The sequence below is a fragment of the Rhodobacter sp. Har01 genome, from assembly GCF_020564565.1.
Taxonomy (GTDB): domain Bacteria; phylum Pseudomonadota; class Alphaproteobacteria; order Rhodobacterales; family Rhodobacteraceae; genus Pseudogemmobacter.
Genome location: NZ_JAJCTD010000001.1, coordinates 1,048,163 through 1,074,663, shown reverse-complemented (window position 1 = coordinate 1,074,663; position 26,501 = coordinate 1,048,163). Strand labels below are relative to the sequence as shown.

Sequence of the window (26,501 nt, the reverse complement as noted above, 5' to 3'; positions counted from 1 at the left end):
TCAGGCGGTTGCATCGCGCACCGTGCGGCGCTGACCGACACTTGACCGAGCTGCACCCAAATCTCCCGCAAAAGACCTCAATCTGCGGAACAACTCGCTTGTTGTTCTCGCTATGTTCACCTGGCCCGACACCAACGCCAACCAGGAGACCCACCGTGAAACCGATCTATATCGCGAAAGAAGAAGCCGACCGGAACAGCCTCGAGTTCAAGAGCGCTGTGAAGCAGGCCGACGCCCGAGGCGTCAACGTCGTCCACGTCACCCCCGACATGATCACCTTGACCCGCACCCAGGCGCGCAATCGTGCCGCCTACCAGAAGGCGCAGGAAGCTGCCGAAGGCATCGGCCGCCAGGTGATCATCGTCCCGGACAACGCGCCCGAGCCGCTGACCGGACCCCTGGCGAGCAAGACCTTCCTCAAGACGGAGTCGACCATCTACGTCACGTCGGAGCTGATGCGGAGCCGCGCGGACTTCCTGCGTCTCGAGGCCGAGGCCAAGCGCAACCACCAGCAGCTGCGCCCGATCAAGTCCTGGGACGCCCTCCCGGATGCCGAGCGCAAGGAACTCGAGGCTCTCGTCTCGGAGGCCTGACATGAGAGCCCTCGCAATCGTCCCGACCCGCGAGGTCGTCCCACACAGGCCTGAGGTCGTCGCGTCCCGACGTCGCGACGACTTCGAGTCCCTCTGGCTGACCGTGATCATGTCGGCGGTCGAGGACTTATTCTCGCCCAGCTCCGCTGCGACAGCCCAGGACCAGTCAGACGCCCTGCACTTCCTGACCGACAAGGTCGGGGCGTGGGCTGCGTCACGTCGCGACGTCGCGACAGCTGCGGGCATCGACCACGAGCACTTGCGGGAGCACGTCGTCTCGATCCTGGAAGGCGCAGAACCCCCAGACGGCATGTTGTCGGGCGACCGTGGGCGGAAGCCTGCGAACTTCGTCTCGGGCGTCGTCGAGGCGCGTCGTCAGTGGGCGCAACGGCTCGCGAAGGACCAGGAGACCCTCGACCGGTCGCGCGCCTTCGCCGCTGAGGCCTCGGAACGTCGTGCGAAAGAACGCGAGGCCGAACGAGTGCGGGCAGAACGGGACGCAGCCTTCGGGAACGAGCACGCGGCGGCCATCGCTCGAAGGCAGGAGCACCAGGACCGCCTCGCCGCAACCCAGGCGGCACAGGTCAAGCAGGAGAAACTCGCCGTCGGTCGTGCGCAGGGCAAGGAGTTCTTCGCGCTCGAGCCCCTGGAAATCGGTGGCCTGAACTTCGGTCGGGTCGCAACGTTTAAACGACCTTGGGCCTTCGGGGACTTCTGCACGGTGCTCGACGCCTACCTGCCGAACCCGAACGCCGCCGCAGGCCGCATGTTGCGCGAGGTGACGCAGCCCGAGGCCGTCCTCTGCGACCACTACGCCGATCAATCGACGCGGTGGGAGAGCCTGCGGAAGATCGAGGCAATCACCGGCCTGACCCCGCTCTATTTCGACAAGGACGGTGGGCCGGAGCTGAAGGCGTTCAAAGGCCGCACGATGCGCCTCAGACTGCGCCCTTGACCTTCTCCATGATGGCATCGGCGACAGCCTGCACCGTCGCGCGCAGGTCCGCGTTGACGATGTAGTGGCTTTTCACACCGGACAGGGCGTGACCCATCTGCAACTCGGCCAGGTCGCCGTTGACGTTGATCTCAGCCGCCGTCGCAGCCCACTCCTTGCGAGGCTGCTTCGGCGTCCAGCGGTCCTTGCCGCGCGTGACGTTCGGCAGCGACAGCAGACGACCGCCCGTAGGCCCGGTGAAGACATACTCCCGCTTGCCCGCGTATCGTGCCAGCCGCTCGAGCTGCGCGACCGTCCAGGAGGACAGGGCGACCTCGCGGTAGTCGGTCGTCTTGGTCATCCCGAAGGACACCTTGCCTGCGTCGAGATCGACCTGGTCCCACTTCAGCCCGATCACTTCGGACGGGCGCATCCCTGTGAGCAGCGCGACCTTCAGCGCCGACTTCGGGATGACCGTCATCTGATCCACCTGCTGCCACCAAGCGCGAAGGTCCGAGATACGCTCGACCGCGTTCTGTGCCTTGAGCGTCTGCCAGCCCTTGGGCAACCCGATGCCGTCGCCTGCAACGTCGATCACAACCGGGCTTGCTGTGACCGGCACCTCCTTCTTGGCGACCGCATACTTGAACAGGACGTGGACGCTAAGGAAGAACATCTGGGCTGACCGACGCCCGCGCGTCCGAGACATGTTCCGCCACGTCGTCGAGCATAGCTCCGGGGTGATGCTTGTGATGGGGCGATCCCACCAGCCTTTCGGCCAGTCGAGCGTTGACGCGTAGGGGCCGTCCTTACCGTATTTCTCCCCGCCGCCGAGATACTGCCGCTGCTGCATGATGTGGGTTTCTGCCCGACGTGCCTTCTCAGGCCCATGTTCCTCAAGGATCGAGGCGCGGTGGAATTCCTCGTATTTCTCCCACACCTGGCCGACCGTCAGTTCGTCGGCACGGCTCTTTGCCTTGCCGCGCAGGATGCGGTTCGCCATCCCGTCGGTCAGGTCCTCGGGACGTGCCTCGCGGATACCGGCCAGGATGTTCGCATGGTCGGACGCGCGGTCCTCGTCGGACAGGGGCCTTGCGCGCGGATCGACGCCGCGCCGCAACTCCGGCAGCAGGACGTTCTGCGCGACAGCCCGCGCCTCGTTGACCTTGGTGACGTCGCACCGGCCGATCTTCACGCGAACGAACTTCCGCTTGTGCTCGCCGCAGGCGTAGAGGGTCTTGCTCGCCTTGCCCACGGCCAGGTTGAACCCTGGAAGGTCGAGATCGTGGACCCACATGGTCCCTTCGTCTTGGTAGGGCAGGCGGTCAACAAGCGCCTGCGTGATCTTCAAATGTGGCATCTCCGGCTCCATCGCTTTGACCGAGTTTTGACCGCATGGTCAGCGATGTTGTCGGGCCTTGTCGGTAGATGACGCAACCGGCAGCCTGAGGTAGTGCTATGATTTTATTGGGAGATAACCATCATCTTGCCCGCGTTGCGTAGGGGCGGGCAAGATATATTGGCTCCGGCGGTAGGGATCGAACCTACGACCAATTGATTAACAGTCAACTGCTCTACCGCTGAGCTACGCCGGAACACGGGGGGCCGTATAGCAAGCGGTCCTGCGGGCGGCAAGGGGCAAAAGGGCGGAATTCGGTGCCGGATCAGGGCGCCGGGCGGCGCGGTCGGAACCGTGCGGCGGGCAGCGGTGCCGGCTCGGCGACCACCAGATTTCTTTCTGCAAGATCAATCAGATGGGCCAGGGCATTGCGGGCAGCCGCCGGCTGCAGGGCGGGTGAGAGATCGTGGTAGACGACGGCCACGATCTCGGGCAGCGTCGTTGCCCCGCGGTCGAGCGCCTTCAGCACCTGGGCCTCGCGGCCCTTGCGGTGGGCGGTCAGCTCGGCAATGCGGCGGGCCGGGTCGGTGACCGGCGGGCCGTGGGTGGGCAGAAGCATCTGCCAGTCCTGCTGGGCAATGCGGGACAGGCTGGCCAAATAGGCCCCCATGTCGCCGTCTGGCGGCGAGACCAGGCTGGGTGCCCAACCCATCACCAGATCGCCGGTGAACAGCATCCGTCCCCAGGCGAAGCACAGATGCTCGGCCATGTGACCGGGGGTATGCAGCACGCGCAGGCTCCAGCCCGGACCGTCGACCGTTTCTCCCTCGCTCAGGCAGCGGTCGGGGGCGAAGCCGGGGTCGACGCCCTCGCCGCCGCCGGTCAACCCGGCTTTGGCCAGGCGACGCATCAGCGGGCTGTGGCCGCTGCCAGGCGGGCCAAAGCCCAGGACCTGTGCCCCCGTGGCCTGTCGCAGCTGCGGAGCAAGGGCGGAATGGTCCAGGTGGGGATGCGTCACCAGAATCGCTGCGACCGATTCTCCTGGCGCCAGAGCGGCCAGAATCGCCCGGAGATGCCGCGGATCGTCGGGGCCGGGATCGATCACGGCCACGCTGCCCTTGCCCAGAACGTAGGTCGTCGTGCCGGGGCCGGTCATGGGCGAGGCGTTGCCGGCGGTCACTGCGCGCAGGCCCGGCGGCAGCGACACCTCAGCACTCTTTTCTTCCGGCCCGGCCATGGCTAGCCTTCCCCCATGTTCCAGCTCAAGCGGTTCTTGCCGCGCAGCCTGTACGGACGCGCCGCCCTGATCCTGATCGTGCCCATCGTCACGATCCAGCTGGTCGTGTCCACCGCCTTCATCCAGCGCCATTTCGAAGGCGTGACCCGGCAGATGACCCAGGGCGTGGCGATCGATCTGGCCTTCGTGATGCGTGAATTCGAGGCGCGGGCGACACCCGCCGAGGCCCTGGCCCAGGCAACGCGGGTTGCCGCGCCGTTGGAGATCGTGCTGGTCTTTCCGGCCGGACCATTGGCGCCGACCGAGAACACCTGGGCGTTCTACGACCTTTCGGGCCGGGCGATCATCGAGACGCTTTCGGCCCGGCTGCCGGGCCTGCTGGCCGCCGATGTGACCGATCCGAACCGGACGGTGCGGCTGCGCTTTGCCACCCGGCACGGCGATCTGGAGGCCGACCTGTCGCGGCGGCGGATGTCGGCATCGAACCCGCACCAGCTCTTGGTGCTGATGGCGTTCACCTCGGTCCTGTTGACGGTGGTAGCCTATTTCTTCCTGCGCAACCAATTGCGGCCGATTTCCAAGCTGGCGCGGGCGGCCGAGGCTTTCGGGCGCGGGGAGACAGAGCCCTATCGGCCGCGCGGGGCGCTGGAGGTGCGGGCGGCGGGGCAGGCCTTCCTGGACATGCGGGCGCGGATCGAGCGGCAGATCGAGCAGCGGACGCTGATGCTGTCGGGGGTCAGCCATGACCTGCGCACGCCGCTGACGCGGATGCGGCTGGGGCTGTCGATGCTGCCCGAGGACGAGGAGAGCCGCGCCCTGCTGGCTGACCTGGGGCAGATGGAGCGGCTGGTGGACGAATTCCTGGCTTTCGTCCGGGGCGACGCGACCGAGGGGGCAGAGGAGACCGATCCCGCGGCGCTGGCGGCAGGCGTGGTCGAGGCGGCGGTGCGCGGCGGGGGGCGGGTGGACCTGCGCCTGCCGGACGCCGCGCTGCCGGCGATGCGGATGCGACCCCAGGCGGTGGCGCGGGCGCTGGAGAACCTGGTCGGCAACGGGTTGCGGCACGGCTCTCGGGTCGAGGTCGGGCTGGAACGGCGCCGGGGCGAGCTGGTCTTCACGGTCGAGGACGACGGACCGGGCATCCCGGAGGACCGGCGCGACGAGGCGTTGCGGCCCTTCACCCGGCTTGAGGCCGAGCGCGACCCGAACCGGGGCGGCGGGGTGGGGCTGGGCCTGTCGATCGCGGCCGACGTGGCGCTGAGCCATGGCGGGGCCTTGCGGCTGGGGCGGTCGGCGCGGCTGGGCGGGCTGCGGGCCGAGCTGGCGCTGGCCCTGTCGCGGTAGGAAAAACGGCCTGTCCCATGATGGGACAGGCCGTCACGCTAACAAAATCAATGGCTTGCGGGCGCGTTTTAACGAAGTCTTAGGATTTGCCCCGCGCCGGGCCCTACTTCGACCGGCCCATGTCGATGATCCAGTGCAGCTTGCTGTCGGGCGCCGGGCTCATCGCGATGCCGACACCGATCTCGCGGGTCGCGCTCATCAGGATGTTCTGCTTGTGCTTGGGCGAGTGCATCCACCAGTCCACCGCCCGCGCCGCGGTGGCGAAGCCGCGCCCGGTATTCTCGGTCGCCGTCTTGAAGCGGTAGCCGACCTGACGCAGCCGATGCTGCAGGTGGCTGCCATCGGTCGAGACGTGGCTGATCGACAGCCGGGCCGCATTGTCGCAGGCCAGCGACTGCGCCGCCTTGTCCAGCGCGGCATTCAGCTTCAGCGGCGCAAGCCCCTTGCGGGCCCGCTCGGCGTTCACGCCGGCAATCAGCTCGGCTTGAAGCGCGCCCGAGTTCGCCGGGATGATGCAGGCAGCCGCCGGCAGGGCGGCCATGGCCGCCACAGACAGCGCTGCGGCAGCGAGAAGAGATTTCGACATTCGGATACCCCGACCAGACTAAGGAGCAGATGAGCACAGATTAGCTATGGTTGTGCGTCCTTCGATGGGAGAAGGCAGGGCATTTTCATGTTATCATCGTTAATCCGCCGAGCATTTCCGTCAGATCGGCGAGATTGTGCGCATTCCGGAAACATTGGCATCGTCGGGATCGTGACTGACAAGCACAACCGGAAGGTGATTCGCTCGGGCGATGTCAAAAGTGAAGGCGCGAATCTGCGCCCGCCGATCGGCGTCGAGCCGGGAGAAGGGTTCATCAAGAAGCAGCGCCTTCGGTTCGGCCAACAGGGTGCGCAACAGCGCCACCCGCGCGCGCTCGCCGCCCGATAGCGTGGCGGGGTCGCGCGGACCGATCCCGTCAAGCCCCGCCTGAGCCAGGGCCGCGGCGATGCGGCCGGCGCGGTCGGATACGCCGCGGGGCAGGGCGAAAGCCAGGTTCCCGGCGACCGAGAGATGCGGAAACAGCAGCGCATCCTGGAACAGGATACCGATGCGCCGCTCGCGCGTGGGCAGCGCGGTGACATCGCGACCGTCAAGCCAGATCCGCCCACGGCAGGTGAAGGCCGGATCGAGGCTGCCGATGATCGCGGCCAGCAGGGTGGACTTGCCCGAGCCGGACGGGCCCATGACCGTCAACACCTCGCCCGGCGCCACATGGGCATCGACGCGCACCAGCGGCCGGCCGGCGCGGTCGATCTGGATGTGGTCCAGGGTCAGCCCGGCCGTCATGCCGCCATTCCCTTGCGATTGCGAAACAATAGCGCGGGCAGGGCCAGCGCCAGCGCGAAGGCCAGCGCCGGCAGCGCCATCTGAAGCAACGCATAGGCGCCGATCAGTCGCCGGTTGCCGCCGGACGACAGCGCCACGGCCTCGGTCGTGAGCGTGGCGATGCGGCCGCCGGACAGCAGCAGCGTGGCAAGATACTGGCCGACCGAGACGGCGAAGGCCACGGCGAAGGCGGTGAGCAGCGGGCGCAGCAGGATCGGCAGGCGCAGCGCCCAGAGGGCGCGGGTCGGCGTGGCGCCAAGGCTGGCGGCCAGGGGGATGAACCTTGGATCAAAGGCGCGCCAGGCCGGGGCGAGCGACAGAAAGGCATAGGGCAGCACGAAGACAAGGTGGGCGGCAAAGGTGGCCGGAAACGGCGGCAGGCCCAGGGTCAGGGCCAGCCGGTGCAGGCCGGGCAGAAAGGTGATCTGCGGCACGATCAGCGGCAACCACAACAGCCACAGCGCCGGGGCGGCGGGGCGCAGGCGAAAGCGGTGTTCGGCCTCAAGGCAGGCGATGGTCAGCGCCAGGGCCAGCGCGGCGCTGGACAGCGCCAGGAAAAGGGTCTGGCCGGTGGCCTGCGCCAGGCTGGCGGCGGCGCGGGTCCAGGTCGAGAGGGACAGGGTTTCGGGCAGGGCGTCGGGAAAGCTCCACAATCCGGCGAAGGACCACAGCGCAAGCCCGGCAAGCCCGGCCAGCAAGGCGCCGGCCAGCAGCGCGGCCAGCGTCAGGGCAAGGGCACGGGCGGGGGCGTCCAGCGCGGGCAGGCGCAGGCCGGCCGTGGCGGCGCGGACCAGCGCGGCGCGGGTGGCGGCTTCCAGCCCGCGCCACAGGGCCAGGGCAGCAAGCACCAGCAGCAGTTGCAGCGCGGCGCCGGCGGCGGCGGTGCCCTGGCGGGTGAGCGAGGCCTCGGTCATCCAGTCGGCGACCTGAACCGCCAGCGGCGGCGGCAGGTCGGGGCCGAGGATCAGCCCCATCTCGACCGAGGTCATGCCATAGGCGAGGACGGCATAGACCGGCAGTCTGAGTTGCCGGTACAGCGCCGGCAGCACGGTCAGCGCGAAGGCGGCGGTGCGGCCGTAGCCGAGGGTCTGGGCCAGGGTGATGCGGTTGGCCGCGTCGGTCTGCGGCAGGGCGGACAGCGCCATCAGCAGCAGGAACGGCAGTTCCTTGGCGGTCAGGCCCAGGATCAGGGCGATGCCGGCGGGGTCGTTCAGGATCATGAGGTCGGGCGGTTGCGACCAGCCGGTCGCCCAGGGCGACAGCGCGCGGGCGATCCAGCCCGAGGGCGCGATCAGGAAGGCCAGGCCCAGGGCGGCCGCGGCATGCGGCACCGAGAGCAGCGGCGAGAGCAGACGGACAAGCAGGCGGAAGGCGGGTGTGCCCCTGAGGGCCGCCAGGATCAGCAGGGTCAGCGCCAGCGCCAGCGCGGTCGAGGCCAGTCCGGTGGTCAGCGACAGCGTCACCGCGCGGGGCAGGCCCGGCCAGGCCAGCAGGCCGGCCAGGGCGCCGGGGGCCGCGGCGGGCACCAGGGTTGCCGCCAGCCCCGCCGCCACGGGTAGCGCCATCAAGACCAGGGTGACGGCCGGTGCGGCCCGCAGCGGCTGGATCAATCGCCGGTTCCGGAACGGGTGGTCCAGTCCTCGGCCAGGGCGGTGGCCCAGCTGGCATGGGGTTCCAGCAGCGCCGGGCCAAGCTGGTCCGGCGGCAGGGTCGCGGGGCCAAGGCTGAGGGCGTCGAACCGGGCGCGGTCCTCGGGGCGCAGCGCCTTGAGGTTCAGCACGGTCTGGAAGCCCAGCGTTGCGGCGTCCTGCGCGCGGGCCTGCACCTCGGGCGAAAGCAGAAGGTTGGCAATGACTTGCGCGGCTTCCTTCGCGGATGAGTTGAACGGGATCGCCAGGAACGAGGCATTGCCGATGGTGCCACCCTGCAAGGTGAAGGTGCGGATGCTGTCGGGCAATGTGCCGGCGGCGATCTCGGCGCTGGCGCGGCCGGGGTTGAAGGCGAAGGCGATGTCGATCTCGCCATCGGCCAGGAGTTGGCCAAGGGCGGATTCGTTGTCGGGGTAGGCGCGGCCCTCGCGCCAGAGCGCCGGCTCGACGCTGGCAAGGAAGTCGCGCAGCGGCTGGATGGTGGCGGCGAAGGTGGCGGGATCGACCGGCGATTGCAGGATCGCGGGGTCGGGCAGGGTGGCGTAGAGCACCTGCTTGAGGAAGGTCACGCCCAGGTAGTCGGGCGGCTTGGGAAAGGTGAAGCGGCCGGGGTTGGCCAGGATCCAGTCCTGCAGCGCGGCGATGCTGCGCGGCGGCTCGGGCAGGCGGGCACTGTCGTATTCGAACACCAGTTGCGCCATGGCCCAGGGCGATTCGTATCCCTCGGTCGGCAGGGTGAAATCGGTCACCACCGCCGGCTTGCCCGCCACATCAACCAGCCGCCAGTTCGGCAGCCGCTCGGCGAAGGGACCGTAGAGCAGCCCCTCGCGCTTCATCGCCGCGAAGTTCTCGCCGTTGATCCAGATCAGGTCGACCGCGCCGCCTGTCGTCTTGCCGGCATCGCGCTCGGCCAGCACGGCCGCGACCGAATCCGCTGTCGAGGCGATCTTGACCTGGGTGAGGGTGATCCCGAAGCGTTCCGCCGCCAGCCCACCCACCCAGGCGATGAAATCGTTGATCTTCGGATCGCCGCCCCAGGCATGCCACCAGACTTCCTGCCCGCGGGCCAGATCGACGATCCCGTCCCATTCCTCGACCGCACGGGCGGCGCGCGGCAGGGCCGGCAGAACGGCAGTGGCCAGCGTCAGGCGGGTAAAGGCGCGGCGGTTCATTCCAGCTCCCGTGGTCACAGGCCCGGCTTGGCGGACCTTCGCCCAAGGGTTACGAAGGCGAAGGGGCAGAGCGCAACCGGAATGTGCTGCGATCCCGCGGGCGTGACCGCCGAACACCTTGGCGCGAGGCCCTGTAACGAAAGGATAACCCGTGCTCGACGCCCCGCTGCGCCGGCTGATCGACCCGCCGCTGAACCGCGCCGGAGCGGCGCTTGCCGCGCGCGGCGTGGCGGCAGACACGGTCACCCTGGCCGGCCTCGGCTGCGGTCTGCTGGCCGCCCTCGTGCTGGCGCTGGGCGCCCCCACCGGTCTGGCCCTGGCCTTCATCGCCCTCAGCCGCCTTGCCGACGGCCTTGACGGTGCCGTCGCCCGCGCCACCCGGAGAACCGACTTCGGCGGCTACCTCGACATCGCCTGCGACTTTGCCTTCTACGCTGCCATTCCGCTGGCCTATGCCCTGCGCGCGCCCGAGACCAACGCCATCCCCGCCGCCTTCCTGCTGGCCGCCTTCTACGTCAACGCCGCCTCGTTCCTCGGCTATGCCGCGATGGCCGCAAAGCGCGGCCTGGAATCGACCGCCCAAGGCGAGAAATCCCTCTACTACGCCGCCGGCCTGCTGGAGGGGTCGGAGACCATCGCCTTCTTCGCCCTGCTGTGCCTCTGGCCCGCCGCCTTCCCCGCCGCTGCCTGGATTTTCGGCATCCTCTGCCTCATCACCGCCACCGCCCGCATTCTGGCCGCCCGCCCGATCTTTCGCTGATCGCCCTGCAATTTGCCCTTTGCCAAATACTCCGGGGGTCCGGGGGCAGCGCCCCCGGCCGCTTGCCACCCGCGCAGCGGTCGCATTTCCCGGCCCCGCCCTTGCAGCCCCCGAACCGCACCACTAAGACTCTGGAAATGTTCCGGCGATAACCCTGACGGCGATAGAAGAGGCAGGACCGATGCGCGATCCGATCGATACCTACATGAACACGCTCGTCCCGATGGTGGTCGAACAGACCAGCCGGGGCGAACGCGCCTATGACATCTACTCGCGTCTCCTCAAGGAACGCATCATCTTCCTGGCCGGCCCGGTGCATGACGGCATGTCGTCGCTGATCTGCGCGCAACTGCTGTTCCTCGAGGCGGAGAATCCGTCCAAGGAAATCGCCATGTACATCAACAGCCCCGGCGGCGTGGTGACCTCGGGCCTGTCGATCTACGACACGATGCAATACATCCGGCCCAAGGTTTCCACCCTGGTCATCGGCCAGGCGGCCTCGATGGGCAGCCTCTTGCTGACCGCCGGCGAAAAGGGCATGCGCTTCAGCCTGCCGAACAGCCGGATCATGGTTCACCAGCCGTCGGGCGGCTATCAGGGCCAGGCCACCGATATCATGATCCACGCCCAGGAGACGCTGAAGCTGAAGCGCCGCCTGAACGAGATCTACGTGCGCCACACCGGCAATACCTACGAGGTCGTCGAAGCCGCGCTTGAGCGCGACAACTTCATGTCGGCCGAGGATGCCAAGGCCTGGGGCCTGATCGACGACATCCTGGCCGATCGCGGCAAGGCCGACGACGCGGAAAAGTGAGGCATTCCCCCCGGCCGGGCGGTCCGGCCGGGGGCGATTTGGCGTTGTGAAGGTCCGGGCCTTGGCCTAGACTTTCGGTGCGTACAGGGCAGAGGGCGACGAATGGCTACGAATTCGGGCGACAGCAAGAACACGCTCTACTGCTCGTTCTGCGGCAAAAGCCAGCATGAGGTGCGCAAGCTGATTGCGGGCCCGACGGTGTTCATCTGCGACGAATGCGTCGAGTTGTGCATGGACATCATCCGCGAGGAAACCAAGACCACGGGCCTGAAATCCGCCGATGGCGTGCCCACCCCGCGCGAGATCTGCAAGGTGCTCGATGACTATGTCATCGGCCAAAGCCACGCCAAGCGCGTGCTCTCGGTCGCCGTGCACAACCATTACAAGCGGCTGAACCATTCGTCCAAGACCGACATCGAACTGTCGAAATCCAACATCCTGCTGATCGGCCCCACCGGCACCGGCAAGACGCTGCTGGCCCAGACCCTGGCGCGCATCCTGGACGTGCCCTTCACCATGGCCGACGCCACCACCCTGACCGAGGCCGGCTATGTCGGCGAGGATGTCGAGAACATCATCCTCAAGCTTTTGCAGGCCAGCGAATACAACGTCGAACGCGCCCAGCGCGGCATCGTCTACATCGACGAGGTCGACAAGATCACCCGCAAGTCGGACAACCCTTCGATCACCCGCGACGTCTCGGGCGAGGGCGTGCAGCAGGCGCTTCTGAAGATCATGGAGGGCACGGTCGCATCGGTGCCGCCGCAGGGCGGCCGCAAGCACCCGCAGCAGGAATTCCTGCAGGTCGACACGACGAACATCCTGTTCATCTGCGGCGGCGCCTTTGCCGGCCTGGAAAAGATCATCGCCCAGCGCAACAAGGGCAGCGGCATCGGCTTCAAGGCCGAGGTCAAGGACCCCGATGCCCGTGGCGCGGGCGAGCTGTTCAAGGAACTGGAACCCGAGGATCTGCTGAAATTCGGCCTGATCCCGGAATTCGTCGGCCGCCTGCCGGTGATCGCCACCCTGGCCGACCTGGACGAGGCCGCGCTGGTCACCATCCTGACCGAGCCGAAGAACGCGCTGGTCAAGCAGTACCAGCGCCTGTTCGAGATCGAGGGCGTCAAGCTGACCTTCAGCCCGGATGCCCTGGTCGCCATCGCCAAGCGTGCGATCAAGCGCAAGACCGGCGCCCGCGGCCTGCGCTCGATCATGGAGGACATCCTTCTCGACACCATGTTCGAACTGCCCGGCATGTCGGACGTCTCGGAAGTGGTGGTCAACGAAGAGGCGGTGAACAACGGCGCCAAGCCCTTGCTGGTGCACACCGAGACCAAGAAGAAGGAACCCGCGGCGGCGGGCTGAGGCCCGGCCCCCCATACCGCAACGCCGCCCCATCCGGGCGGCGTTTCACATTCAGGAGCACGGCAATGGCCATACGACGCATCACCACCGGATCGACCTGGGAGGCGAAGATCGGCTACGCCCGCGTGGTGATTGCCGACGGTTGGGTCTTCGTCTCGGGCACCACCGGGACGGACCACGCCACCGGTTCCATCCCGAAGACCGTCACCGAACAATGTGAACTGGCGCTGAAGATCATCGGCGCCGCGCTGAAGAAGGCGGGCAGCAGCTTCGCGCACGTCGTGCGGGTGCACTACATCCTGCCCAAGGCCGCCGATTTCGAAGCCTGCTGGCCGATCCTCGCCGCCACCTTCGGTGCCAACCCGCCGGCGGCAACCATGATTCAGGCCGGCCTGATCGACCCCCGCCACAAGATCGAGATCGAAGTCACCGCCCGCCTGCCCGGCTGATCCGGCGGTTTCGAAACGGAGCGGCCGCAGGGGCGGCCGCACCCCCCTTGTCTCGCCTCTGGCGCGCGAAGACGCGCGCCAACCGGCTCGGACCGGCGGGGGCGCTCCGCCCCCCGCACCCCCAGGGGGTATTTGGGCCAAGATGAAGGCCATGCTGCTTCATCTTGGTGAAAATACCCCGGGGGTTTGGGGGCAGCGCCCCCATCGCCCGAGGCGTGCGCGTCCGCGCGCCGCTCTGCAAGATCACCGCCCGCCGCCTTTGCAAGGCTGGACCTTGGCGCTGCAATCCGGCATAGGAAACAGAACCACGACGGAGGCCCCGATGTACTTCCTCAAGCGCCTGCTCACCTGGTGGAACAGCCAGACGCTGGGCACCCAGCTGTTCACCGCGCGGCATGGCCACAAGGTGGGCGAGGACGACCAGGGCAACGCCTATTACACCTCGCGCGATGGCCAGCGGCGCTGGGTGATCTATGCCGGCGAGATGGAGGCCAGCCGCGTGCCGCCCGACTGGCACGGCTGGCTGCACCACACCTGGGATCAGCCGCCGACCAAGGCGCCGCTGACCCACAAGCCCTGGGAAGCGCCGCATCAGGAAAACCTGTCGGGCAGCGAGACGGCCTATGCGCCGCCGGGCTCGATCCGCCGCACCAGCCCGGCGCAGCGGCGCGACTACGAGGCCTGGCAGCCGGAATGAGCCACACGGCCGCCGAGGTTCTGGCCGGGGCCGGCGTCCTGGCCGTGGGCGCCGCCTTCGCCTTCTATGCCGCGCAAGGCACCGGGCTGACCGGACGCGACGCGGGCAGCTACCCGCTGAGCGCCAGCTTCCGTTCGGTCGAGGGGATCACGGTGGGGTCGGACGTGCGGCTCGCCGGCGTCAAGGTCGGCACCATCACTGCACTGACGCTGAACCCCCAGACCTTCATGGCGGACGCGAAGATCGCCATCAGCGAGGGCATCCTGCTGCCCGAGGACAGCGCCATCCTGATCTCGTCCGAAGGGCTGCTGGGCGGCAACTTCGTCGAAATCCTGCCCGGCGGCGCAGTGGAAACCTTGCCGCCCGGCGCCGAGATCGAGGACACCCAGGGTGCGGTCAGCCTGATCACGCTGCTGATGAAGTTCGTCGCCGGCGACGAGTCGGCAGACCCGGCCGCCGGTGCCTCGCCAGCCGCCACCGAACCCGGCGCCGCGCCGGCAGAGCCGCCCGAAGAGGCGCCCGCCGATATCCCCGAAGAGGCGCCCGCCGACGTGCCCGAGGAAGCGCCGGCCGAGCCCATGCCGGAGCCGCCGGTCGTGCCCCCCGCGAAGGATGCGGCACCATGATCCGTGGCCTTGGTCTGGCGGCGGCGCTGGTGCTTGCGGGGCTGCTGCCGGCCCAGGCGCAGGGCTATGCCGAGGCCGAAGGCGGTCTGGTGCGCTGGCTGGACAAGCTGACCGGAGAGACCGGCGATCTGGAGTTGCAGCGCGGGCAGTCTGCCTCGAACGGGCGGCTGACGATCCAGCTGGACGCCTGCCGCTACCCGCAGGACAACCCCGCCGCCGAGGCCGAGGCGCACCTGACCATCGTCGACAGTTCGCGCGAGGGGCCGGTCTTCACCGGCTGGATGCTGGCCTCGTCGCCCGCGCTTTCCGCCATGGACCACCCGCGCTACGATGTCTGGGTGCTGCGCTGCCTGGTGCCGGGCTATGCCCCGCCCGACACCGCAGAGGACCCCGCGGCCACCTCGGACGGCGAGGGGCCGTAGCCCGGCGGCGCGAAATCCGCGGCCCGTTGCCGGGCACGGGCCAGGCGGCGATGATAGTCTTCCCGGGAAATCTCGACACCGCCCAGCGAGGCAAGGTGCGGCGTCAGGAACTGGGTGTCGAACAGCGTGAAGCCCCCGGCACGCAGGCGGTGGACCGTCCAGGCCAGCGCCAGCTTTGACGCATCCGTCCGGCGCGAGAACATCGATTCACCAAAGAACGCTGCGCCCAGCGTCACGCCATAGACCCCGCCGACCAGTTCGTCCCCCTCCCAGACCTCGACCGAATGGGCAAAGCCGCGGTCGTGGAGGGCAACGTACAGCGCCAGGATGCGGTCGCTGATCCAGGTCTCATCCCGCTCGGCGCAAGCCTGCACCACGGCCGCAAAGGCGGTATCGGCGCGCACCTGCCAGTCAGCCCGGCGAATGCGGCGCGCCAGCTTGCGCGAGATGTGGAAGCCGTCCAGCGGCAGGATGCCCCGGCGGCGCGGGTCGATCCAGTGGACCTGCGGGTCGTCACGCGATTCCGCCATGGGAAAGATGCCCATGGCATAGCCGCGCAGAAGATGGTCGGATGTCAGAAGGGCGGCGTCCATTGTGAACCGGAAAGGCATTTTCCGACAGCTAGCACGGCTACGGGCAGGCGGCCAACAGCGGGCAAGGCGTCAGGCGGCCCAGGCGGTGCGCGCGGCGGAAACCAGCGCCCAGACTGCAAATCCGATGAGCACGGCGCCCGAAGCGCGGGCGGTCCAGAGGGCGAAGGCCGGAGGCAGGCGGTGGCGCGCCAGGGCGACGCCACCGGACAGCAGCACCCACCACAGCATCGAGCCGCAGAACACTCCGGCGACCACCAGCATCGCCGCGCCCGGTCCGGCGGCAGCGGCAAGGCCGAGGCCGGCGAAAAGGGCGGCGAAGCTGAGGATGGTCATCGGGTTGGCCATGGTCAGCGCGAAGGTGGCGGCGGTGGTGCCGAGAAGGTCGCGGGCGCCGACCTGGGCCGCGGGGCGGGCCGGGCGGGGGCGCAGGGATTGCGCGCCCAGCCAGAGCAGGAACAGTCCGCCCGCGACCATGAGCGGAAGCTGCACGCGGGCCAGCAGGCTGGCGAAGGCCGCGAAACCGGCGGCGGCAAGGCTGGCGTACAGCGCATCGGCCAGCGCGGTGCCAAGGCCCCCGGCGACCCCGGCGCGAAAGCCGCGGTCGAGCGTTCGGTTGATGCAGAGCGCCCCGATGGGGCCAAGCGGGGCGGCCACGGCAAGGCCCAGCAGCAGGCTTTTCCAGAACAGCATCACGCGGCGCCCCGGGGCACGTGGGCGCCTTCGACGGCCGAGGACAGGGCGAGGATGGTTTCGCTGCGGCCGAGGGACCCCTGCGCCTTGAGGTCGGCCAGCACGGTTTCCACGGCGGAAAGGGCCGGCAGTCGCAGTTTCAAGAGATAGGACCAGGGGCCGGTGACGTGGTGGCATTCGATCACCGCCGGGTGGGCGGCGGCAAAGGCGCGGAAGGCAGGTTCATCCGCGCCATCGCGCAGGGCGATCCAGGCGAAGGCCAGCACCGGCAGGCCCAGGGCGGCGGGGTCGGCATCGACGGTGAAGCGGCGGATCGCGCCTTGCGCCTGCAGCCGGTGGATGCGGTCATTCACCGCCGAGGCGGACAGGCCCACGGCGGCGCCGATGTCGGCCAGGGCGCGGCGGGCGTCTTCGGCCAGAAGGCCGATGATTCTGCGGTCAATCTCATCCATGGCCGCAAGATATGCGGCGACATGGGGGCGTCAAGCCCTATTCGGCGGCGACCTTGATCACCGGCTCCATCGTGGCCAGCACTTCGGCCGACAGGTGGCACTTGATCTGGTGATGCTCGCCCAGATCGCGCACCGGGGGAAGTTCGGTGTCGCACAAGCCGCCCGGCACCTGCACCTTCCAGCGGCAGCGGGTCTGGAACGGGCAGCCGGGGGGCGGGTTCATCGCCGAGGGGATCTCGCCTTCCAGCACGATGCGTTTGCGCACGACGGTCGGGTCGGCGATGGGGACGGCGGAAAGCAGGGCCTCGGTATAGGGGTGGTAGGGGGGCGAAAAGACCTGCTCGGTGGTGCCCATTTCCACCACATGGCCCAGATACATCACCATGACCCGGTCGGCGAGGTAGCGCACGATCGAGAGGTCGTGGCTGATGAACAGAAGCGTGGTACGGTTTTCGCGCTGGATGTCCATCAGAAGGTCGGTCACGGCGGCCTGGACGCTGACGTCCAGCGCGCTGACCGGCTCATCCGCCACCACCACCTTGGCGCCGCCGGCGAAGGCGCGGGCGATGCCGACGCGCTGCTTCTGGCCGCCCGACAGCTGGCGGGGCATCCGTTCGGCAAAGGCGCGGGGCAGTTTCACCAGGTCCATCAGGTCCAGCATCATGCGCTGGCGGTCGGCGTCGTTGTCGCCTTTGCGAAACACTTCCAGTGCGCGGATGATCTGGCGGCCGACGGTCATCGACGGGTTCAGCGTGTCGAAGGGGTTCTGGAACACCATCTGCACCTGGCTGACGGTGTCGGCGCCGCGCTTCTGGATCGGGGTGGACTGGACGTTTTCGTCAAACAGCATGATCTGGCCGGAGGTGGCGGTTTCCAGCCCCATCAGCACCTTGGCGAAGGTGGACTTGCCGCAGCCGCTTTCGCCGACGATGGCCAGGGTTTCGCCTTCGCGGGCCTCGAAGCTGAGGGTCTCATTGGCCTTGACCACCTTTTTCGAGCCGCCGCCGAAGGCGCCGGTCGAGACCGAGTAGTATTTCTTGAGGTCGTCCATGCGAAGGACGACCTTGCCGAAGGGCAGCTTTTCCTTGGCGATGCGGGCCTTGGGCGGGGCCTGCCAGTCGATCTCGCGCCACTTCCGGCAGCGGCTTTCGTGGCGGTGGGCGTCGGGGACGGTCTCCATCGGGACGTCGGCGGCGTCGCAGCGGCCCTTTTCGAAATAGTCGCAGCGGGGGCCGAAGTTGCACCCGGGGGGGCGTTCGTGGGGCAGGGGGAAGTTGCCGGGGATGCTGATCAGGGGCCGGGCGTTCTTGTCGGCGCCGGGCAGCGGGATCGAGCGGAAGAGGGCCTGGGTATAGGGGTGGCGCATCGAGGTGAAGACTTCCTCGACATTGCCGGTTTCGACCGCCTCGCCGGAGTACATCACGCAGATGCGGTCGCAGACATCGAGGACAAGGCCGAGGTTGTGGCTGATGAACAGCATCGAGGTGCCGTATTTGGCGCCGAGGTCCTTGACCAGATCGACGATGCCGGCTTCGACAGTGACGTCGAGCGCGGTGGTGGGTTCGTCCAGGATCAGGAGTGCAGGCTTGGCCATCAGCGCCATGGCGATGACGATGCGCTGTTGCTGGCCGCCCGACAGCTGGTGCGGGTAGGCGTTCAGGATGCGGTCGGGGTCGGGCAGGCGCACATCGGCGACGATCTGGCGGGCCAGCGCCCAGGCCTCGGCCTTGGCCATGTTTTGGTGGATGACCGGCACCTCGGCCAGTTGCGCGCCGACCTTCATCGCCGGGTTCAGCGAGGCCATGGGTTCCTGGTAGATCATCGCGATCTCGGAGCCGCGGATGTGGCGCAGCTCTTCCTCGGAGAGCCGGGTCAGGTCGCGGCCCTTGAAACGGATCGAGCCGCCGGTGATGCGCCCGGTCTTGCCAAGGTCGCGCATGACGGCAAGGGCCACGGTGGACTTGCCGCAGCCGGATTCGCCGACCAGCCCCATCGCCTCGCCGGCCATGACGGTGCAGGAGAAATCCATCACCGCGGGAATCTCGCGCAGGCGGGTGAAGAAGCTGATCGAGAGGTTCTCGATTTCAAGGATCGGCTTCGAGGGGTCCCAGTCTTCCATTCGGGTCTCCTGTGGCGGCGTGGGACCGGGGGCCAGCCCCCGGACCCCCGGGATATTTAGGGACAGATGAAAGCAGCAGGCGGCATGGGGTCAGTCCTTCAGGCTTTCTTCGCGCAACCCGTCGGCGAGGAGGTTGAGGCCGAGGACCAGGCTCATCAGGGCGAGGGCGGGGACGACGGCGGCGTGGGGGAAGATGGCGAGCAGTTTGCGGCCGTCGTCGATGGTCGAGCCCCAGTCGGGGGATTCGGGGCTGACGCCGAGGCCGAAGAAGCCCAGCGTGCCCAGAAGGATGGTGGTGTAGCCGATGCGCAGGCAGAAATCGACGATCAGCGGCCCACGGGCGTTGGGAAGGATTTCCCACAGCATGATGTACCACGAACTTTCGCCGCGGGTCTGGCCGGCGGCGACGTAGTCGCGGGCCTTGATGTCCATCACCAGACCGCGGACGATGCGGAAGACGCCGGGCGAGTTCACGAAGACCACCGAGACGAAGACGTTGAGGAGGTTCGGGTCCATCGAGAAGAGGCCCACCGGATCGGCGTTGAAGGCCAGGCCCGAGTAGGCCCAGAGGCCGAGGGCGAGGGTCAGGCCGACGTAGAGGTTGCGCTTGGCCGGGTTCATGTGGAAGCGCGAGTTGAACAGGATGGTGAAGAACACGATCGGAAAGACGAAGAGGATGGCCGCGAAGATCACCGGGATGCCGGTCTGCACGATCTCGGGCGTCACCAGGAGGTAGAACAGCAGGATCACCGGGAAGGCGAGGACGAGGTTGGCCAGAAAGCTGAGGAAGGTATCCAGCTTGCCGCCGAAGTAGCCCGCCGGCAGGCCCAGCGTCACGCCCACCATGAAGGCGAAGACGGTGGCGGCGGGGGCGATCTTGAGCACGTCGCGCGCCCCCATCACCATGCGGGAAAACACGTCGCGGGCCAGGCTGTCGCCGCCGAAGAGGTAGAAGGGATAGCCACCTTCGGCCGGGGACTTCACGGCCATGCCGGGCAGGGCGTTCTTCATGCCCGACAGCTGCGCTAGCGGGTCGTGGGTGATGATCTGGTCGGCAAAGACGGCGGTGAAGACCCAGAAGGTGACGATGCCGAAGCCGAACATTCCCACGGTGGAATCGAACAGCTTGCCATAGAGCCCCAGCCGGCGCTTGAGCGCGGTCGAGAGAAAGAAGGTGACCAGCATCGCCGCCCAGACCGGCCAGAACTGCATCGCGGCCTTGGCGAAGATGGCGCCCCAGGAAAGCGGTTCCATCGCGGTCTCCTCAGCTTAGCCGGATGCGGGGGTTGAGGAAGACATAGCCGATGTCCGAGATCAGCTGGGTCAAGAGGACGACGAAGACCGCGACCACCGAACAGGCCAGCAGCATGTCGATGTCGTTGTTGCCGGCGGCCTGCACCAGCGTCCAGCCGAAGCCCTTGTAGTTGAAGAGGGTCTCAACGATGACCACGCCGTTCAGCAGCCAGGGAAACTGCAGCATGATCACCGTGAAGGGGGCGATCAGGGCGTTGCGCAGGGCGTGTTTCATCACCACCTGGCCGAAGCCGACGCCTTTCAGCCGCGCGGTGCGGATGTATTGCTGGGTCATCACCTCGGTCATCGAGGCCCGGGTCATCCGGGCGATGTAGCCGATGCCGTAAAGCGCGATGGTCATCACCGGCAGGGCGAAGTTCCAGAAGGTGATGTCGTCCATGGCGCTGGTCGCGGTGCCCTGGAACAGTGTCTTGCGGCCGGTCAGCCAGCCCCATTCGACCAGAAGCGGAGAGATGCCGGCGGTGGCGCTGGCAAAGAGCGCGATGAAGATCACGCCCGAGACGTATTCCGGCGTGGCGGTGGTGGCGATGGCGGCGGTGGACAGCACACGGTCGGTCTTTGATCCTTCGCGCATGCCGGCCAGCACGCCGATCAAGAGGGCGGTCGGCACCATGACCAGCATCACCGCCAGCATCAGCCAGCCGGTATGGCCCAAGGCGCGGCCCAGCATGTCCAGCACCGGTTTCTTGAACACGGTGGACTGGCCCCAGTCGCCTTGCAGGATGCCGCAGAAGCGGGGTGTCGCCTCGGCCGCGACGCCCCTCTCGACGCAGCGCCCGGTGGCGGTGCCGTCGGCGGTGGCCCCGGTCCAGCCCGGCAGCACCCCCAGCCATTGGCCATAGCGCGAGATCATCGTGCCGGAATAGCCGTTCTCGGACAGCCAGGCGCGCACGGCATCGTCGCTCATCCGGACCGAGGCCTCGGACTTGGCCAGCTTTTCCAGGTTGGGCTGCAGGTTGGTCAGCGCAAAGACGATGAAGGTCAGCGCAAGCGCCGTCAGCAGCATCACGCCCAGGCGGCGCAGGACGAAGGCGAGCATGGCATCTCCTTTCCCTTGGCGCGCAAGGGCGGGCGGGGCCGAGACGGGAACAGGGAAGGGTCGGGGGAGGGGCGGTGCCTCTCCCCCGGCTGTTCAGATCGCGCGCCCGATCAGGCGGCGGCCATCCACCACTTGTAGTGATGATGCTCGAAGGTGGCATGCATGTCGCAATCCTTCACCTTGGCATCGGCGTGGCGGTAGAGCGAGCGCCAGTAGGACTGCACCATCACGCCCTGTTCCTGCATGATCTGCTCGACCCGCTCCATCAGCTTGGACCGCTCGGCCGCGTCGGCAACCGACATGGCCTTGCCCAGCAGTTCATCGAACTCGGCGTTGGAGAAGGCGCTTTCGTTCCAGGCCTCGCCCGTCCGATAGGCCAGCGCCAGAACCTGCACGCCCAGCGGGCGCATGTTCCATTCGGTGGCGCTGAAGGGGAACTTGGTCCAGTCGTTCCAGAAGGTCGAGCCGGGCAGCACGGTGCGCTTGATGTTGATGCCGGCGTCGCGGATCTGGGCGGCGACGGCGTCGCAGGTGGCGGCCTGCCAGGCGTCGTCCAGCGAGATCAGCTCGAACTCGTGGTCGGCCATTCCGGCGGCGGCGATGGCGGCCTTGCCGGCGGCGGGGTCCACCACCAGCGGCGGCAGCGCGAAGTATTCCGGGTGGATCGGGCAGACGTGGTGGTTTTCCGCCACGGTGCCAAGGCCGGAATAGCCAAGCTCAAGCACCACCGCGTTGTCGACGCATTGCACCAGGGCCTTGCGGACGTTGACGTCCTTGTATTCCTCGGCCAGCTGGTTGAAGCGCACCGCAAGGGTGGCCGAGGTGACGGCTTCGGTCTTCATCCAGCCCAGCCCGTCAAGCTGGCCGATGAAGTCACCGGTCGACTGGTAGGTGGCGTCGATCTCGCCCGAGGCGGCGGCGTTGACTTCGGCCGAGGGGTCGGTGCCGAGGTCGATGTATTCGACGCGGTCCAGCCAGGGCCCGCCATAGACCGCGGTGCCCCACCAGGGCTGGTCGGATTTCACCAGCACCGCCTTGACCCCGACTTCGAAGGTTTCGGGCTTGAAGGGGCCGGTGCCCGGCGTCGTCATCGGATCGCCGTTGTCATAGGATTTGTGCACCACGGCGGCCGGATAGTCGGCCATGCCGGCGATGATGGTGATGTCGGGGGCCTTCAGTTTGAGCAGGACGCTGCCGGCGTCCACTGCCGTCACCGCGCCTTCGCGCGGCTGCAGGATCTTGACCTCGACCGTCTTGGTGGCGTCGGCGGGGTCGGGCTGGGTCTCGGTGATCTCGTCGCACAGCGCCGACATCCGGCCCGACATCGAGTTGCCGGGCACCCGCCCGTCGCACCAGCGCAGGATGTTGGCCACCACGTCATCGGCGGTGAAGTCGTCGCCGTTCGACCATTTCACGCCGGGGCGCACCTTGAGCGTGTATTCGGTGGCGTCGGCATTGGCTTCCCAGCCTTCCAGCAGCATGCCGCGGATCGAGCCGTCGTTGTTGTATTCGACCAGGTATTCCAGCCAGCCGCGGGTGTAGTTGGCGATCTGGCTCCAGTCGGCGGTGCGCGGGTCCTTGAGCGCCTTCAGCTCCATCGACATCCGCAGCGTGCCGCCGGCGACCGGGGCATCCTGCGCGAAGGCGGGGGCGTCCAGGCCCAGCAGGCCATAGGCGGCGGGGGCTGCCAGGCCCAGCGCGGTGGCACGGGTCAGGAATTCGCGGCGGCTCAACTGACCGGCGCGCACCTCCTGGGCATACATCTGCGCGGCCGGATGCAACGTCTCGGCCGAAACTGTGTCTTTCATTCCATTTTCTCCCTGTCAGGCGTCGTTGTCCGCGGCCGGAACGGCCGTCGAAATGCGAAAGGCCGCAGGCCGGTTTCCCCTTTGCAGGTGCGGTCTTGATGCCGCCCGGCGCTTCTCCCCCTCCGAATGCCATTGCGCATGTTTTTCGCCGTTGCGTCAACGCCCGTAAAAGACGCCTGACAACGCATTCGCGACACCGGCGCGGCGTGTGCGGGCGGGAACAGGTCGGGTCGCGGCGGGCGGGGGTCAGCAGGCGCGGCGGAAGGCGGTGGGAGACTTGCCGGTCAGGTGCTGGAAGGCGCGGGTGAAATAGGCGGCCGAGTTGAACCCCAGGCTTTCGGCGATGCGGCCCACCGGAATGCGGGTTTCGGCCAGCAGTCTGCGCGCCTCGAAGATGCGGCGGTCCTGCAGCAGCGCACTGGCGGGGCGGCCGCAGGCGGCCTTGCAGCAGCGCGTCAGGTGGGTCGGCGTCACCCCCAGCGCGGCGGCAAACTCTGCCACCCCCATGCCCGAACGGAAGTCGCGTTCCAAAAGCGCGGTGTAGCGGGCGACCAGCCGGCGGGTGGCGTCGGGCTTCGGCGCCTCTGATTCGGATTTCTTCGCCTGGCGCTCCAGCCAGACACCCAGCAGGCCCAGGTAGTGCCGGGTGGCGCGGTCATGCGCCGGGGTATCGGCATCCATCTCGCGCCCGATCGAATCCAGCAGGACGTTCAACTCCTGCTGGGCATGCACTTCGCGGATGCGCAGGTGCAGCGGCGCCTGCGGCAGGGTCACGTCGCACTTGCGGCCGAAGAAGATCGCGGTGCCGAACACCGTCGGCCCGGCCTCGAACCCGTGCATCACGCCGGGCGGGATGAAGATCGCATTGTGGGCGGTGTAGCCGCGGGTCATGCCCTGCAAGGTGATCCGGCCCTGGCCCTTGGTGAACCACAGAAAGCACGGCTCGCTGAGCGAGCGCATCGCCTCGACCCTCCAGCGCCCGCCGGCGGCAAGCCGGGGGATGGCCACGAGGCGCAGCTGGGACGGCACGGTCAGTTCTTGCATCAGGCCGGAATTCCGTTGACGGACAACCTCAGGTTATGCCGCCAATTGTCGAACACCAAAGCAAAAAGAAGGCAAGGCGGAAAAGTTATCCACCGTCGTTGCGGAAACCTGTGTATAAGCCTGTGGATGGGCGGAAAGGCGCCGACCCGGGTCTCAGGGCAACGACAGTGCCCGCCAGCCCGAAGCCTGGCGCATCCGCGACCGGAACCAGGTGCGCTGGCGTTTGGCATAGCGCCGGCTGGCCAGCTTTGCCGCCGCCACCGCCGCGTCCAGCCCGGCTTCGCCGCGCAGATGCGCCACCAGCTCGGCCGCCCCGATGGCCTGCGACGAGGGCCGGCCCGGATCCCAGAACGGCAGTTCGGCCCGCACCTCGTGCAACGCGCCGGCGGCCATCATCGCATCGAACCGGGCCGCGATGCGGTCGTCCAGCCAGCCCACCTCGGCCTGCAGGACCAGCGCCTCGGCCTGGCCGGGCGGCAGCAGCGGCGCGCCGGTCCCGGCCTGCCAGTCGGCCAGACCGCGCCCGGTTGCCTGCAACACCTCCCAGGCCCGTTGCACCCGGGCCGGGTTGCGCAGGTCGATCCGCGCCGCCGTGGCGGCATCCAGCCCCGCCCGCATCGCCGCGAAGTCGCCCGCCCGCAGCGCATCCGCCTCGGCGCGCACCGCGGCGGGGATCGGCGGCACCTCGGCCAGCCCCTCGGTCAGCGCCAGGAAATACAGCCCCGTGCCGCCGACGATGACCACCGGACGTGACAACAGCGGCGCCACCTCGCGCAGCCAGTGCCCGGCGGACCAGGCCGCGTCCCGCCCGACATGGCCATACAGGGCATGCGGCACCGCCGCCTCGTCGGCCGGCGACGGCCGCGCCGTCAGGATGCGCCAGTTGGCATAGACCTGCAGCGCATCGGCATTCACCACAATCCGCCCGTCGCGCGCCGCCAGCGCCAGCGCCAGCGCCGACTTCCCGCTGGCGGTCGGCCCGGCGATCAACACCGGTGCCTCACGCGAAATCGCCTTCAACGTCCCGGGCTTCATCTTGGCCTAAATACCCCGCGGGGGTCCGGGGGCGCGAAGCCCCCGGCTGCCGCCGCAAGTCACAGGTTGAACCTGCCGGCATTTTCCAGCATTTTGCGGCGCGATCCAAGAGCACAGCAAGATACGGGGGAACCATGTCGAAGCCAGCCGCCGAGCCGGGGGTCAAGTATGGCCGCGTGATGCTCAAGATCTCGGGCGAGGCCCTGATGGGCAACCAGGGCTATGGCCTGCACCCGCCGACCGTCGTCCGCATCGCGCAAGAGGTGAAGGCGGTCCATGAGATGGGGGTGGAAGTCTGCATGGTGATCGGTGGCGGCAACATCTTCCGCGGGCTGCAAGGGTCCGCCCAGGGAATGGAACGCACCACGGCAGACTACATGGGAATGCTGGCCACGGTGATGAACGCGCTGGCCATGCAATCGGCGCTGGAAGCCATCGGGGTCTTCACGCGCGTCATCAGCGCCATCCCGATGGACCAGGTCTGCGAGCCCTACATCCGCCGCCGCGCCGTGCGCCACCTGGAAAAGAAGCGCGTCTGCATCTTTGCCGCCGGCACCGGCAACCCCTATTTCACCACCGACACCGCAGCCACGCTGCGCGCATCGGAAATGGGCTGCGAGGCGGTGTTCAAGGGCACCAAGGTGGATGGCGTCTACGACAAGGACCCCAAGAAGCACGCCGACGCCAGGCGCTACGACCGCGTCAGCTATGACGAGGCGCTGGAAAAGCACCTTGGCGTGATGGATGCCACCGCGATCGCGCTGGCCCGAGACAACCGGCTGCCGATCATCGTCTTCAGCCTCGACGAACCCGGCGGATTCCGCACCATCCTGTCGGGCAACGGCACCTATACGCGGGTCGACGGATAGGCGCCCCGGCGGCGGCGGCGGACGATTTCCGACTTCGGAAATCGTGCACGGAATTCGACTTCGAATTCCGATCTGCGCCGATTCCCTGCGACGGGAACACGCGGTTAACCTTCCCCCTCTATACCACCCACAGCTTTCGTCATATATCGGCGCAGGGCCCCGGATCGGGGCGATCTGACGGGGAAAGACCAGATGTCGACCGAAGAGTTCATGCTCGACACCGATGACCTGACGCGCCGGATGGACGGGGCGCTGGCCGCGCTGCGCACCGAATTCGCCTCGCTCCGCACCGGCCGCGCCTCGGGGTCCATGCTGGAGCCGATCCATGTCGATGCCTATGGCCAGCCGACGCCGATCAACCAGCTGGGCACCATCAACGTGCCCGAGCCGCGCATGGTCACCATCAACGTCTGGGACAAGGGCATGGTCTCCAAGGTGGAAAAGGCCATCCGCGACAGCGGCCTGGGCATCAACCCGCAGCTCAACGGCACCATCATCATGCTGCCGATCCCCGAGCTGAACGAGGAGCGTCGCCGCGAGCTGACCAAGGTCGCCGGCCACTATGCCGAGACCGCCCGCGTCGCCATCCGCAACCTGCGCCGCGACGGCATGGACCAGATCAAGAAGGCCAAGTCCAAGCACCTTTCCGAAGACGATGCCTCGTTCTGGGAGGACGAGGTGCAGGAGATGACCGACAAGTACATCAAGCTTGTCGATCAGGCCCTTGAGGCCAAGCAGCACGAGATCATGCAGGTCTGACCGGAC

26 protein-coding genes, 1 tRNA gene and 1 pseudogene are annotated in these 26,501 nt (G+C 67.9%); 12 read left to right on the top strand and 16 right to left on the bottom strand.

Annotated elements, in window-relative coordinates:
• The first annotated feature begins 155 nt into the window (after nt 1–155).
• Both LHP98_RS05170 and LHP98_RS05165 read left to right on the top strand, forming a co-directional pair.
• Nucleotides 156–593, top strand: coding sequence for a hypothetical protein (locus tag LHP98_RS05170; RefSeq protein WP_227251400.1), 438 nt, complete (start codon nt 156–158; stop codon nt 591–593).
• A gap of 1 nt (nt 594) precedes the next feature.
• A complete protein-coding gene (locus LHP98_RS05165) occupies nt 595–1,548 on the top strand; it encodes a hypothetical protein (protein WP_227251399.1) in 954 nt (317 codons plus the stop codon).
• On the opposite strand, the gene LHP98_RS05160 is transcribed toward LHP98_RS05165, so the two are convergent.
• From LHP98_RS05160 to LHP98_RS05150, 3 genes are all read right to left on the bottom strand, one after another.
• A complete protein-coding gene (locus tag LHP98_RS05160) occupies nt 1,532–2,887 on the bottom strand; it encodes a tyrosine-type recombinase/integrase (protein ID WP_227251398.1) in 1,356 nt (451 codons plus the stop codon). The two genes, LHP98_RS05165 and LHP98_RS05160, sit on opposite strands and share 17 nt — an antisense overlap.
• Nucleotides 2,888–3,047: 160 nt before the next feature.
• Nucleotides 3,048–3,122: transfer RNA gene (locus LHP98_RS05155), tRNA-Asn, on the bottom strand.
• Nucleotides 3,123–3,191: 69 nt separating this feature from the next.
• Nucleotides 3,192–4,103 (bottom strand): MBL fold metallo-hydrolase, encoded by a 912-nt coding sequence (locus LHP98_RS05150; protein ID WP_413687429.1) that lies wholly within the window; start codon nt 4,101–4,103, stop codon nt 3,192–3,194.
• A gap of 15 nt (nt 4,104–4,118) precedes the next feature.
• Here LHP98_RS05150 and LHP98_RS05145 point away from each other — a divergent pair, with 15 nt between their 5' ends.
• Entirely contained in the window at nt 4,119–5,447 is a 1,329-nt protein-coding gene (locus tag LHP98_RS05145; protein WP_227251397.1) for an ATP-binding protein, read from the top strand.
• A 103-nt stretch (nt 5,448–5,550) separates the two neighbouring features.
• Here the strand turns inward: LHP98_RS05145 and LHP98_RS05140 are convergent, their stop codons facing one another.
• The 4 genes from LHP98_RS05140 to LHP98_RS05125 all read right to left on the bottom strand — a co-directional run bounded on the left by LHP98_RS05140 (nt 5,551) and on the right by LHP98_RS05125 (nt 9,640).
• The gene (locus tag LHP98_RS05140) at nt 5,551–6,033 is read right to left on the bottom strand and encodes a CAP domain-containing protein (protein ID WP_227251396.1); all 483 of its coding nucleotides are present in this window, start codon (nt 6,031–6,033) and stop codon (nt 5,551–5,553) included.
• Between the two features lie 120 nt (nt 6,034–6,153).
• Nucleotides 6,154–6,780, bottom strand: coding sequence for an ATP-binding cassette domain-containing protein (locus LHP98_RS05135; protein ID WP_227251395.1), 627 nt, complete (start codon nt 6,778–6,780; stop codon nt 6,154–6,156).
• Nucleotides 6,777–8,384, bottom strand: coding sequence for an ABC transporter permease (locus LHP98_RS05130; RefSeq protein ID WP_227251563.1), 1,608 nt, complete (start codon nt 8,382–8,384; stop codon nt 6,777–6,779). Before LHP98_RS05130 ends, LHP98_RS05135 begins: the two co-directional genes overlap by 4 nt.
• 41 nt (nt 8,385–8,425) lie before the next feature.
• Nucleotides 8,426–9,640, bottom strand: a complete 1,215-nt coding sequence (locus LHP98_RS05125) for an ABC transporter substrate-binding protein (protein WP_227251394.1) — start codon at nt 9,638–9,640, stop codon at nt 8,426–8,428.
• A gap of 151 nt (nt 9,641–9,791) precedes the next feature.
• On the opposite strand from LHP98_RS05125, the gene LHP98_RS05120 reads away from it, so the two are divergent.
• From LHP98_RS05120 to LHP98_RS05090, 7 genes and pseudogenes are all read left to right on the top strand, one after another.
• Nucleotides 9,792–10,400 carry a CDP-alcohol phosphatidyltransferase family protein gene (locus tag LHP98_RS05120; protein WP_227251393.1) on the top strand — a complete coding sequence of 203 codons (609 nt, stop codon included), beginning with the start codon at nt 9,792–9,794 and terminating at the stop codon, nt 10,398–10,400.
• A 181-nt stretch (nt 10,401–10,581) separates the two neighbouring features.
• A complete protein-coding gene (locus tag LHP98_RS05115; protein WP_227251392.1) occupies nt 10,582–11,214 on the top strand; it encodes an ATP-dependent Clp protease proteolytic subunit in 633 nt (210 codons plus the stop codon).
• Nucleotides 11,215–11,316: 102 nt separating this feature from the next.
• On the top strand, nt 11,317–12,579 hold the full coding sequence (gene clpX / locus LHP98_RS05110) for an ATP-dependent Clp protease ATP-binding subunit ClpX (protein WP_227251391.1): 1,263 nt from the start codon (nt 11,317–11,319) through the stop codon (nt 12,577–12,579).
• Between the two features lie 65 nt (nt 12,580–12,644).
• The gene (locus tag LHP98_RS05105; RefSeq protein ID WP_227251390.1) at nt 12,645–13,028 is read left to right on the top strand and encodes a RidA family protein; all 384 of its coding nucleotides are present in this window, start codon (nt 12,645–12,647) and stop codon (nt 13,026–13,028) included.
• Between the two features lie 322 nt (nt 13,029–13,350).
• Nucleotides 13,351–13,725 (top strand): NADH:ubiquinone oxidoreductase subunit NDUFA12, encoded by a 375-nt coding sequence (locus LHP98_RS05100; RefSeq protein WP_227251389.1) that lies wholly within the window; start codon nt 13,351–13,353, stop codon nt 13,723–13,725.
• Nucleotides 13,722–14,174: pseudogene (gene mlaD, locus LHP98_RS05095) on the top strand (outer membrane lipid asymmetry maintenance protein MlaD); the annotation flags it as partial. The gene LHP98_RS05100 and the pseudogene mlaD, both read left to right, overlap by 4 nt.
• A 173-nt stretch (nt 14,175–14,347) precedes the next feature.
• Nucleotides 14,348–14,773, top strand: a complete 426-nt coding sequence (locus LHP98_RS05090; RefSeq protein WP_227251388.1) for a DUF2155 domain-containing protein — start codon at nt 14,348–14,350, stop codon at nt 14,771–14,773.
• On the opposite strand, the gene aat is transcribed toward LHP98_RS05090, so the two are convergent.
• The 9 genes from aat to miaA all read right to left on the bottom strand — a co-directional run bounded on the left by aat (nt 14,713) and on the right by miaA (nt 24,867).
• The gene (gene aat, locus LHP98_RS05085; RefSeq protein WP_227251387.1) at nt 14,713–15,366 is read right to left on the bottom strand and encodes a leucyl/phenylalanyl-tRNA--protein transferase; all 654 of its coding nucleotides are present in this window, start codon (nt 15,364–15,366) and stop codon (nt 14,713–14,715) included. The genes LHP98_RS05090 and aat overlap by 61 nt on opposite strands.
• A 69-nt stretch (nt 15,367–15,435) precedes the next feature.
• Nucleotides 15,436–16,056 carry a LysE family translocator gene (locus LHP98_RS05080; protein WP_227251562.1) on the bottom strand — a complete coding sequence of 207 codons (621 nt, stop codon included), beginning with the start codon at nt 16,054–16,056 and terminating at the stop codon, nt 15,436–15,438.
• Complete coding sequence (locus LHP98_RS05075) at nt 16,056–16,508, bottom strand: Lrp/AsnC family transcriptional regulator (RefSeq protein ID WP_227251386.1); 453 nt, start codon at nt 16,506–16,508, stop codon at nt 16,056–16,058. The genes LHP98_RS05080 and LHP98_RS05075 overlap by 1 nt, the downstream gene beginning before the upstream one ends.
• Before the next feature lie 37 nt (nt 16,509–16,545).
• Nucleotides 16,546–18,627, bottom strand: a complete 2,082-nt coding sequence (locus LHP98_RS05070) for an ABC transporter ATP-binding protein (protein WP_227251385.1) — start codon at nt 18,625–18,627, stop codon at nt 16,546–16,548.
• A 90-nt stretch (nt 18,628–18,717) separates the two neighbouring features.
• The gene (locus LHP98_RS05065; protein WP_227251384.1) at nt 18,718–19,881 is read right to left on the bottom strand and encodes an ABC transporter permease; all 1,164 of its coding nucleotides are present in this window, start codon (nt 19,879–19,881) and stop codon (nt 18,718–18,720) included.
• A 10-nt stretch (nt 19,882–19,891) separates the two neighbouring features.
• Nucleotides 19,892–20,980: an ABC transporter permease gene (locus LHP98_RS05060; RefSeq protein ID WP_227251383.1), complete on the bottom strand. Its 1,089-nt coding sequence runs from the start codon at nt 20,978–20,980 to the stop codon at nt 19,892–19,894.
• Nucleotides 20,981–21,090: 110 nt separating this feature from the next.
• A complete protein-coding gene (locus LHP98_RS05055) occupies nt 21,091–22,788 on the bottom strand; it encodes an ABC transporter substrate-binding protein (RefSeq protein ID WP_227251382.1) in 1,698 nt (565 codons plus the stop codon).
• A 246-nt stretch (nt 22,789–23,034) separates the two neighbouring features.
• Complete coding sequence (locus LHP98_RS05050; RefSeq protein WP_227251381.1) at nt 23,035–23,832, bottom strand: AraC family transcriptional regulator; 798 nt, start codon at nt 23,830–23,832, stop codon at nt 23,035–23,037.
• A gap of 153 nt (nt 23,833–23,985) precedes the next feature.
• Nucleotides 23,986–24,867, bottom strand: coding sequence for a tRNA (adenosine(37)-N6)-dimethylallyltransferase MiaA (gene miaA, locus LHP98_RS05045; RefSeq protein ID WP_413687423.1), 882 nt, complete (start codon nt 24,865–24,867; stop codon nt 23,986–23,988).
• 134 nt (nt 24,868–25,001) lie between these two features.
• On the opposite strand from miaA, the gene pyrH reads away from it, so the two are divergent.
• Both pyrH and frr read left to right on the top strand, forming a co-directional pair.
• Complete coding sequence (gene pyrH, locus LHP98_RS05040) at nt 25,002–25,736, top strand: UMP kinase (protein WP_227251379.1); 735 nt, start codon at nt 25,002–25,004, stop codon at nt 25,734–25,736.
• Between the two features lie 192 nt (nt 25,737–25,928).
• Nucleotides 25,929–26,495: a ribosome recycling factor gene (gene frr / locus LHP98_RS05035; protein WP_227251378.1), complete on the top strand. Its 567-nt coding sequence runs from the start codon at nt 25,929–25,931 to the stop codon at nt 26,493–26,495.
• Nucleotides 26,496–26,501 lie beyond the last annotated feature (6 nt).

Bases quoted from the DNA above. Each gene is read 5' to 3' on its own strand.
- LHP98_RS05165 (WP_227251399.1), top strand. From the start codon at position 595: ATGAGAGCCCTCGCAATCGTCCCGACCCGCGAGGTCGTCCCACACAGG.
- LHP98_RS05160 (WP_227251398.1), bottom strand. From the start codon at position 2,887: ATGCCACATTTGAAGATCACGCAGGCGCTTGTTGACCGCCTGCCCTAC.
- LHP98_RS05150 (WP_413687429.1), bottom strand. From the start codon at position 4,103: ATGGCCGGGCCGGAAGAAAAGAGTGCTGAGGTGTCGCTGCCGCCGGGC.
- LHP98_RS05145 (WP_227251397.1), top strand. From the start codon at position 4,119: ATGTTCCAGCTCAAGCGGTTCTTGCCGCGCAGCCTGTACGGACGCGCC.
- LHP98_RS05140 (WP_227251396.1), bottom strand. From the start codon at position 6,033: ATGTCGAAATCTCTTCTCGCTGCCGCAGCGCTGTCTGTGGCGGCCATG.
- LHP98_RS05135 (WP_227251395.1), bottom strand. From the start codon at position 6,780: ATGACGGCCGGGCTGACCCTGGACCACATCCAGATCGACCGCGCCGGC.
- LHP98_RS05130 (WP_227251563.1), bottom strand. From the start codon at position 8,384: ATGGCGCTACCCGTGGCGGCGGGGCTGGCGGCAACCCTGGTGCCCGCC.
- LHP98_RS05125 (WP_227251394.1), bottom strand. From the start codon at position 9,640: ATGAACCGCCGCGCCTTTACCCGCCTGACGCTGGCCACTGCCGTTCTG.
- LHP98_RS05115 (WP_227251392.1), top strand. From the start codon at position 10,582: ATGCGCGATCCGATCGATACCTACATGAACACGCTCGTCCCGATGGTG.
- clpX (WP_227251391.1), top strand. From the start codon at position 11,317: ATGGCTACGAATTCGGGCGACAGCAAGAACACGCTCTACTGCTCGTTC.
- LHP98_RS05105 (WP_227251390.1), top strand. From the start codon at position 12,645: ATGGCCATACGACGCATCACCACCGGATCGACCTGGGAGGCGAAGATC.
- LHP98_RS05100 (WP_227251389.1), top strand. From the start codon at position 13,351: ATGTACTTCCTCAAGCGCCTGCTCACCTGGTGGAACAGCCAGACGCTG.
- LHP98_RS05090 (WP_227251388.1), top strand. From the start codon at position 14,348: ATGATCCGTGGCCTTGGTCTGGCGGCGGCGCTGGTGCTTGCGGGGCTG.
- aat (WP_227251387.1), bottom strand. From the start codon at position 15,366: ATGGACGCCGCCCTTCTGACATCCGACCATCTTCTGCGCGGCTATGCC.
- LHP98_RS05080 (WP_227251562.1), bottom strand. From the start codon at position 16,056: ATGCTGTTCTGGAAAAGCCTGCTGCTGGGCCTTGCCGTGGCCGCCCCG.
- LHP98_RS05075 (WP_227251386.1), bottom strand. From the start codon at position 16,508: ATGGATGAGATTGACCGCAGAATCATCGGCCTTCTGGCCGAAGACGCC.
- LHP98_RS05070 (WP_227251385.1), bottom strand. From the start codon at position 18,627: ATGGAAGACTGGGACCCCTCGAAGCCGATCCTTGAAATCGAGAACCTC.
- LHP98_RS05065 (WP_227251384.1), bottom strand. From the start codon at position 19,881: ATGGAACCGCTTTCCTGGGGCGCCATCTTCGCCAAGGCCGCGATGCAG.
- LHP98_RS05060 (WP_227251383.1), bottom strand. From the start codon at position 20,980: ATGCTCGCCTTCGTCCTGCGCCGCCTGGGCGTGATGCTGCTGACGGCG.
- LHP98_RS05055 (WP_227251382.1), bottom strand. From the start codon at position 22,788: ATGAAAGACACAGTTTCGGCCGAGACGTTGCATCCGGCCGCGCAGATG.
- LHP98_RS05050 (WP_227251381.1), bottom strand. From the start codon at position 23,832: ATGCAAGAACTGACCGTGCCGTCCCAGCTGCGCCTCGTGGCCATCCCC.
- miaA (WP_413687423.1), bottom strand. From the start codon at position 24,867: ATGAAGCCCGGGACGTTGAAGGCGATTTCGCGTGAGGCACCGGTGTTG.
- pyrH (WP_227251379.1), top strand. From the start codon at position 25,002: ATGTCGAAGCCAGCCGCCGAGCCGGGGGTCAAGTATGGCCGCGTGATG.
- frr (WP_227251378.1), top strand. From the start codon at position 25,929: ATGTCGACCGAAGAGTTCATGCTCGACACCGATGACCTGACGCGCCGG.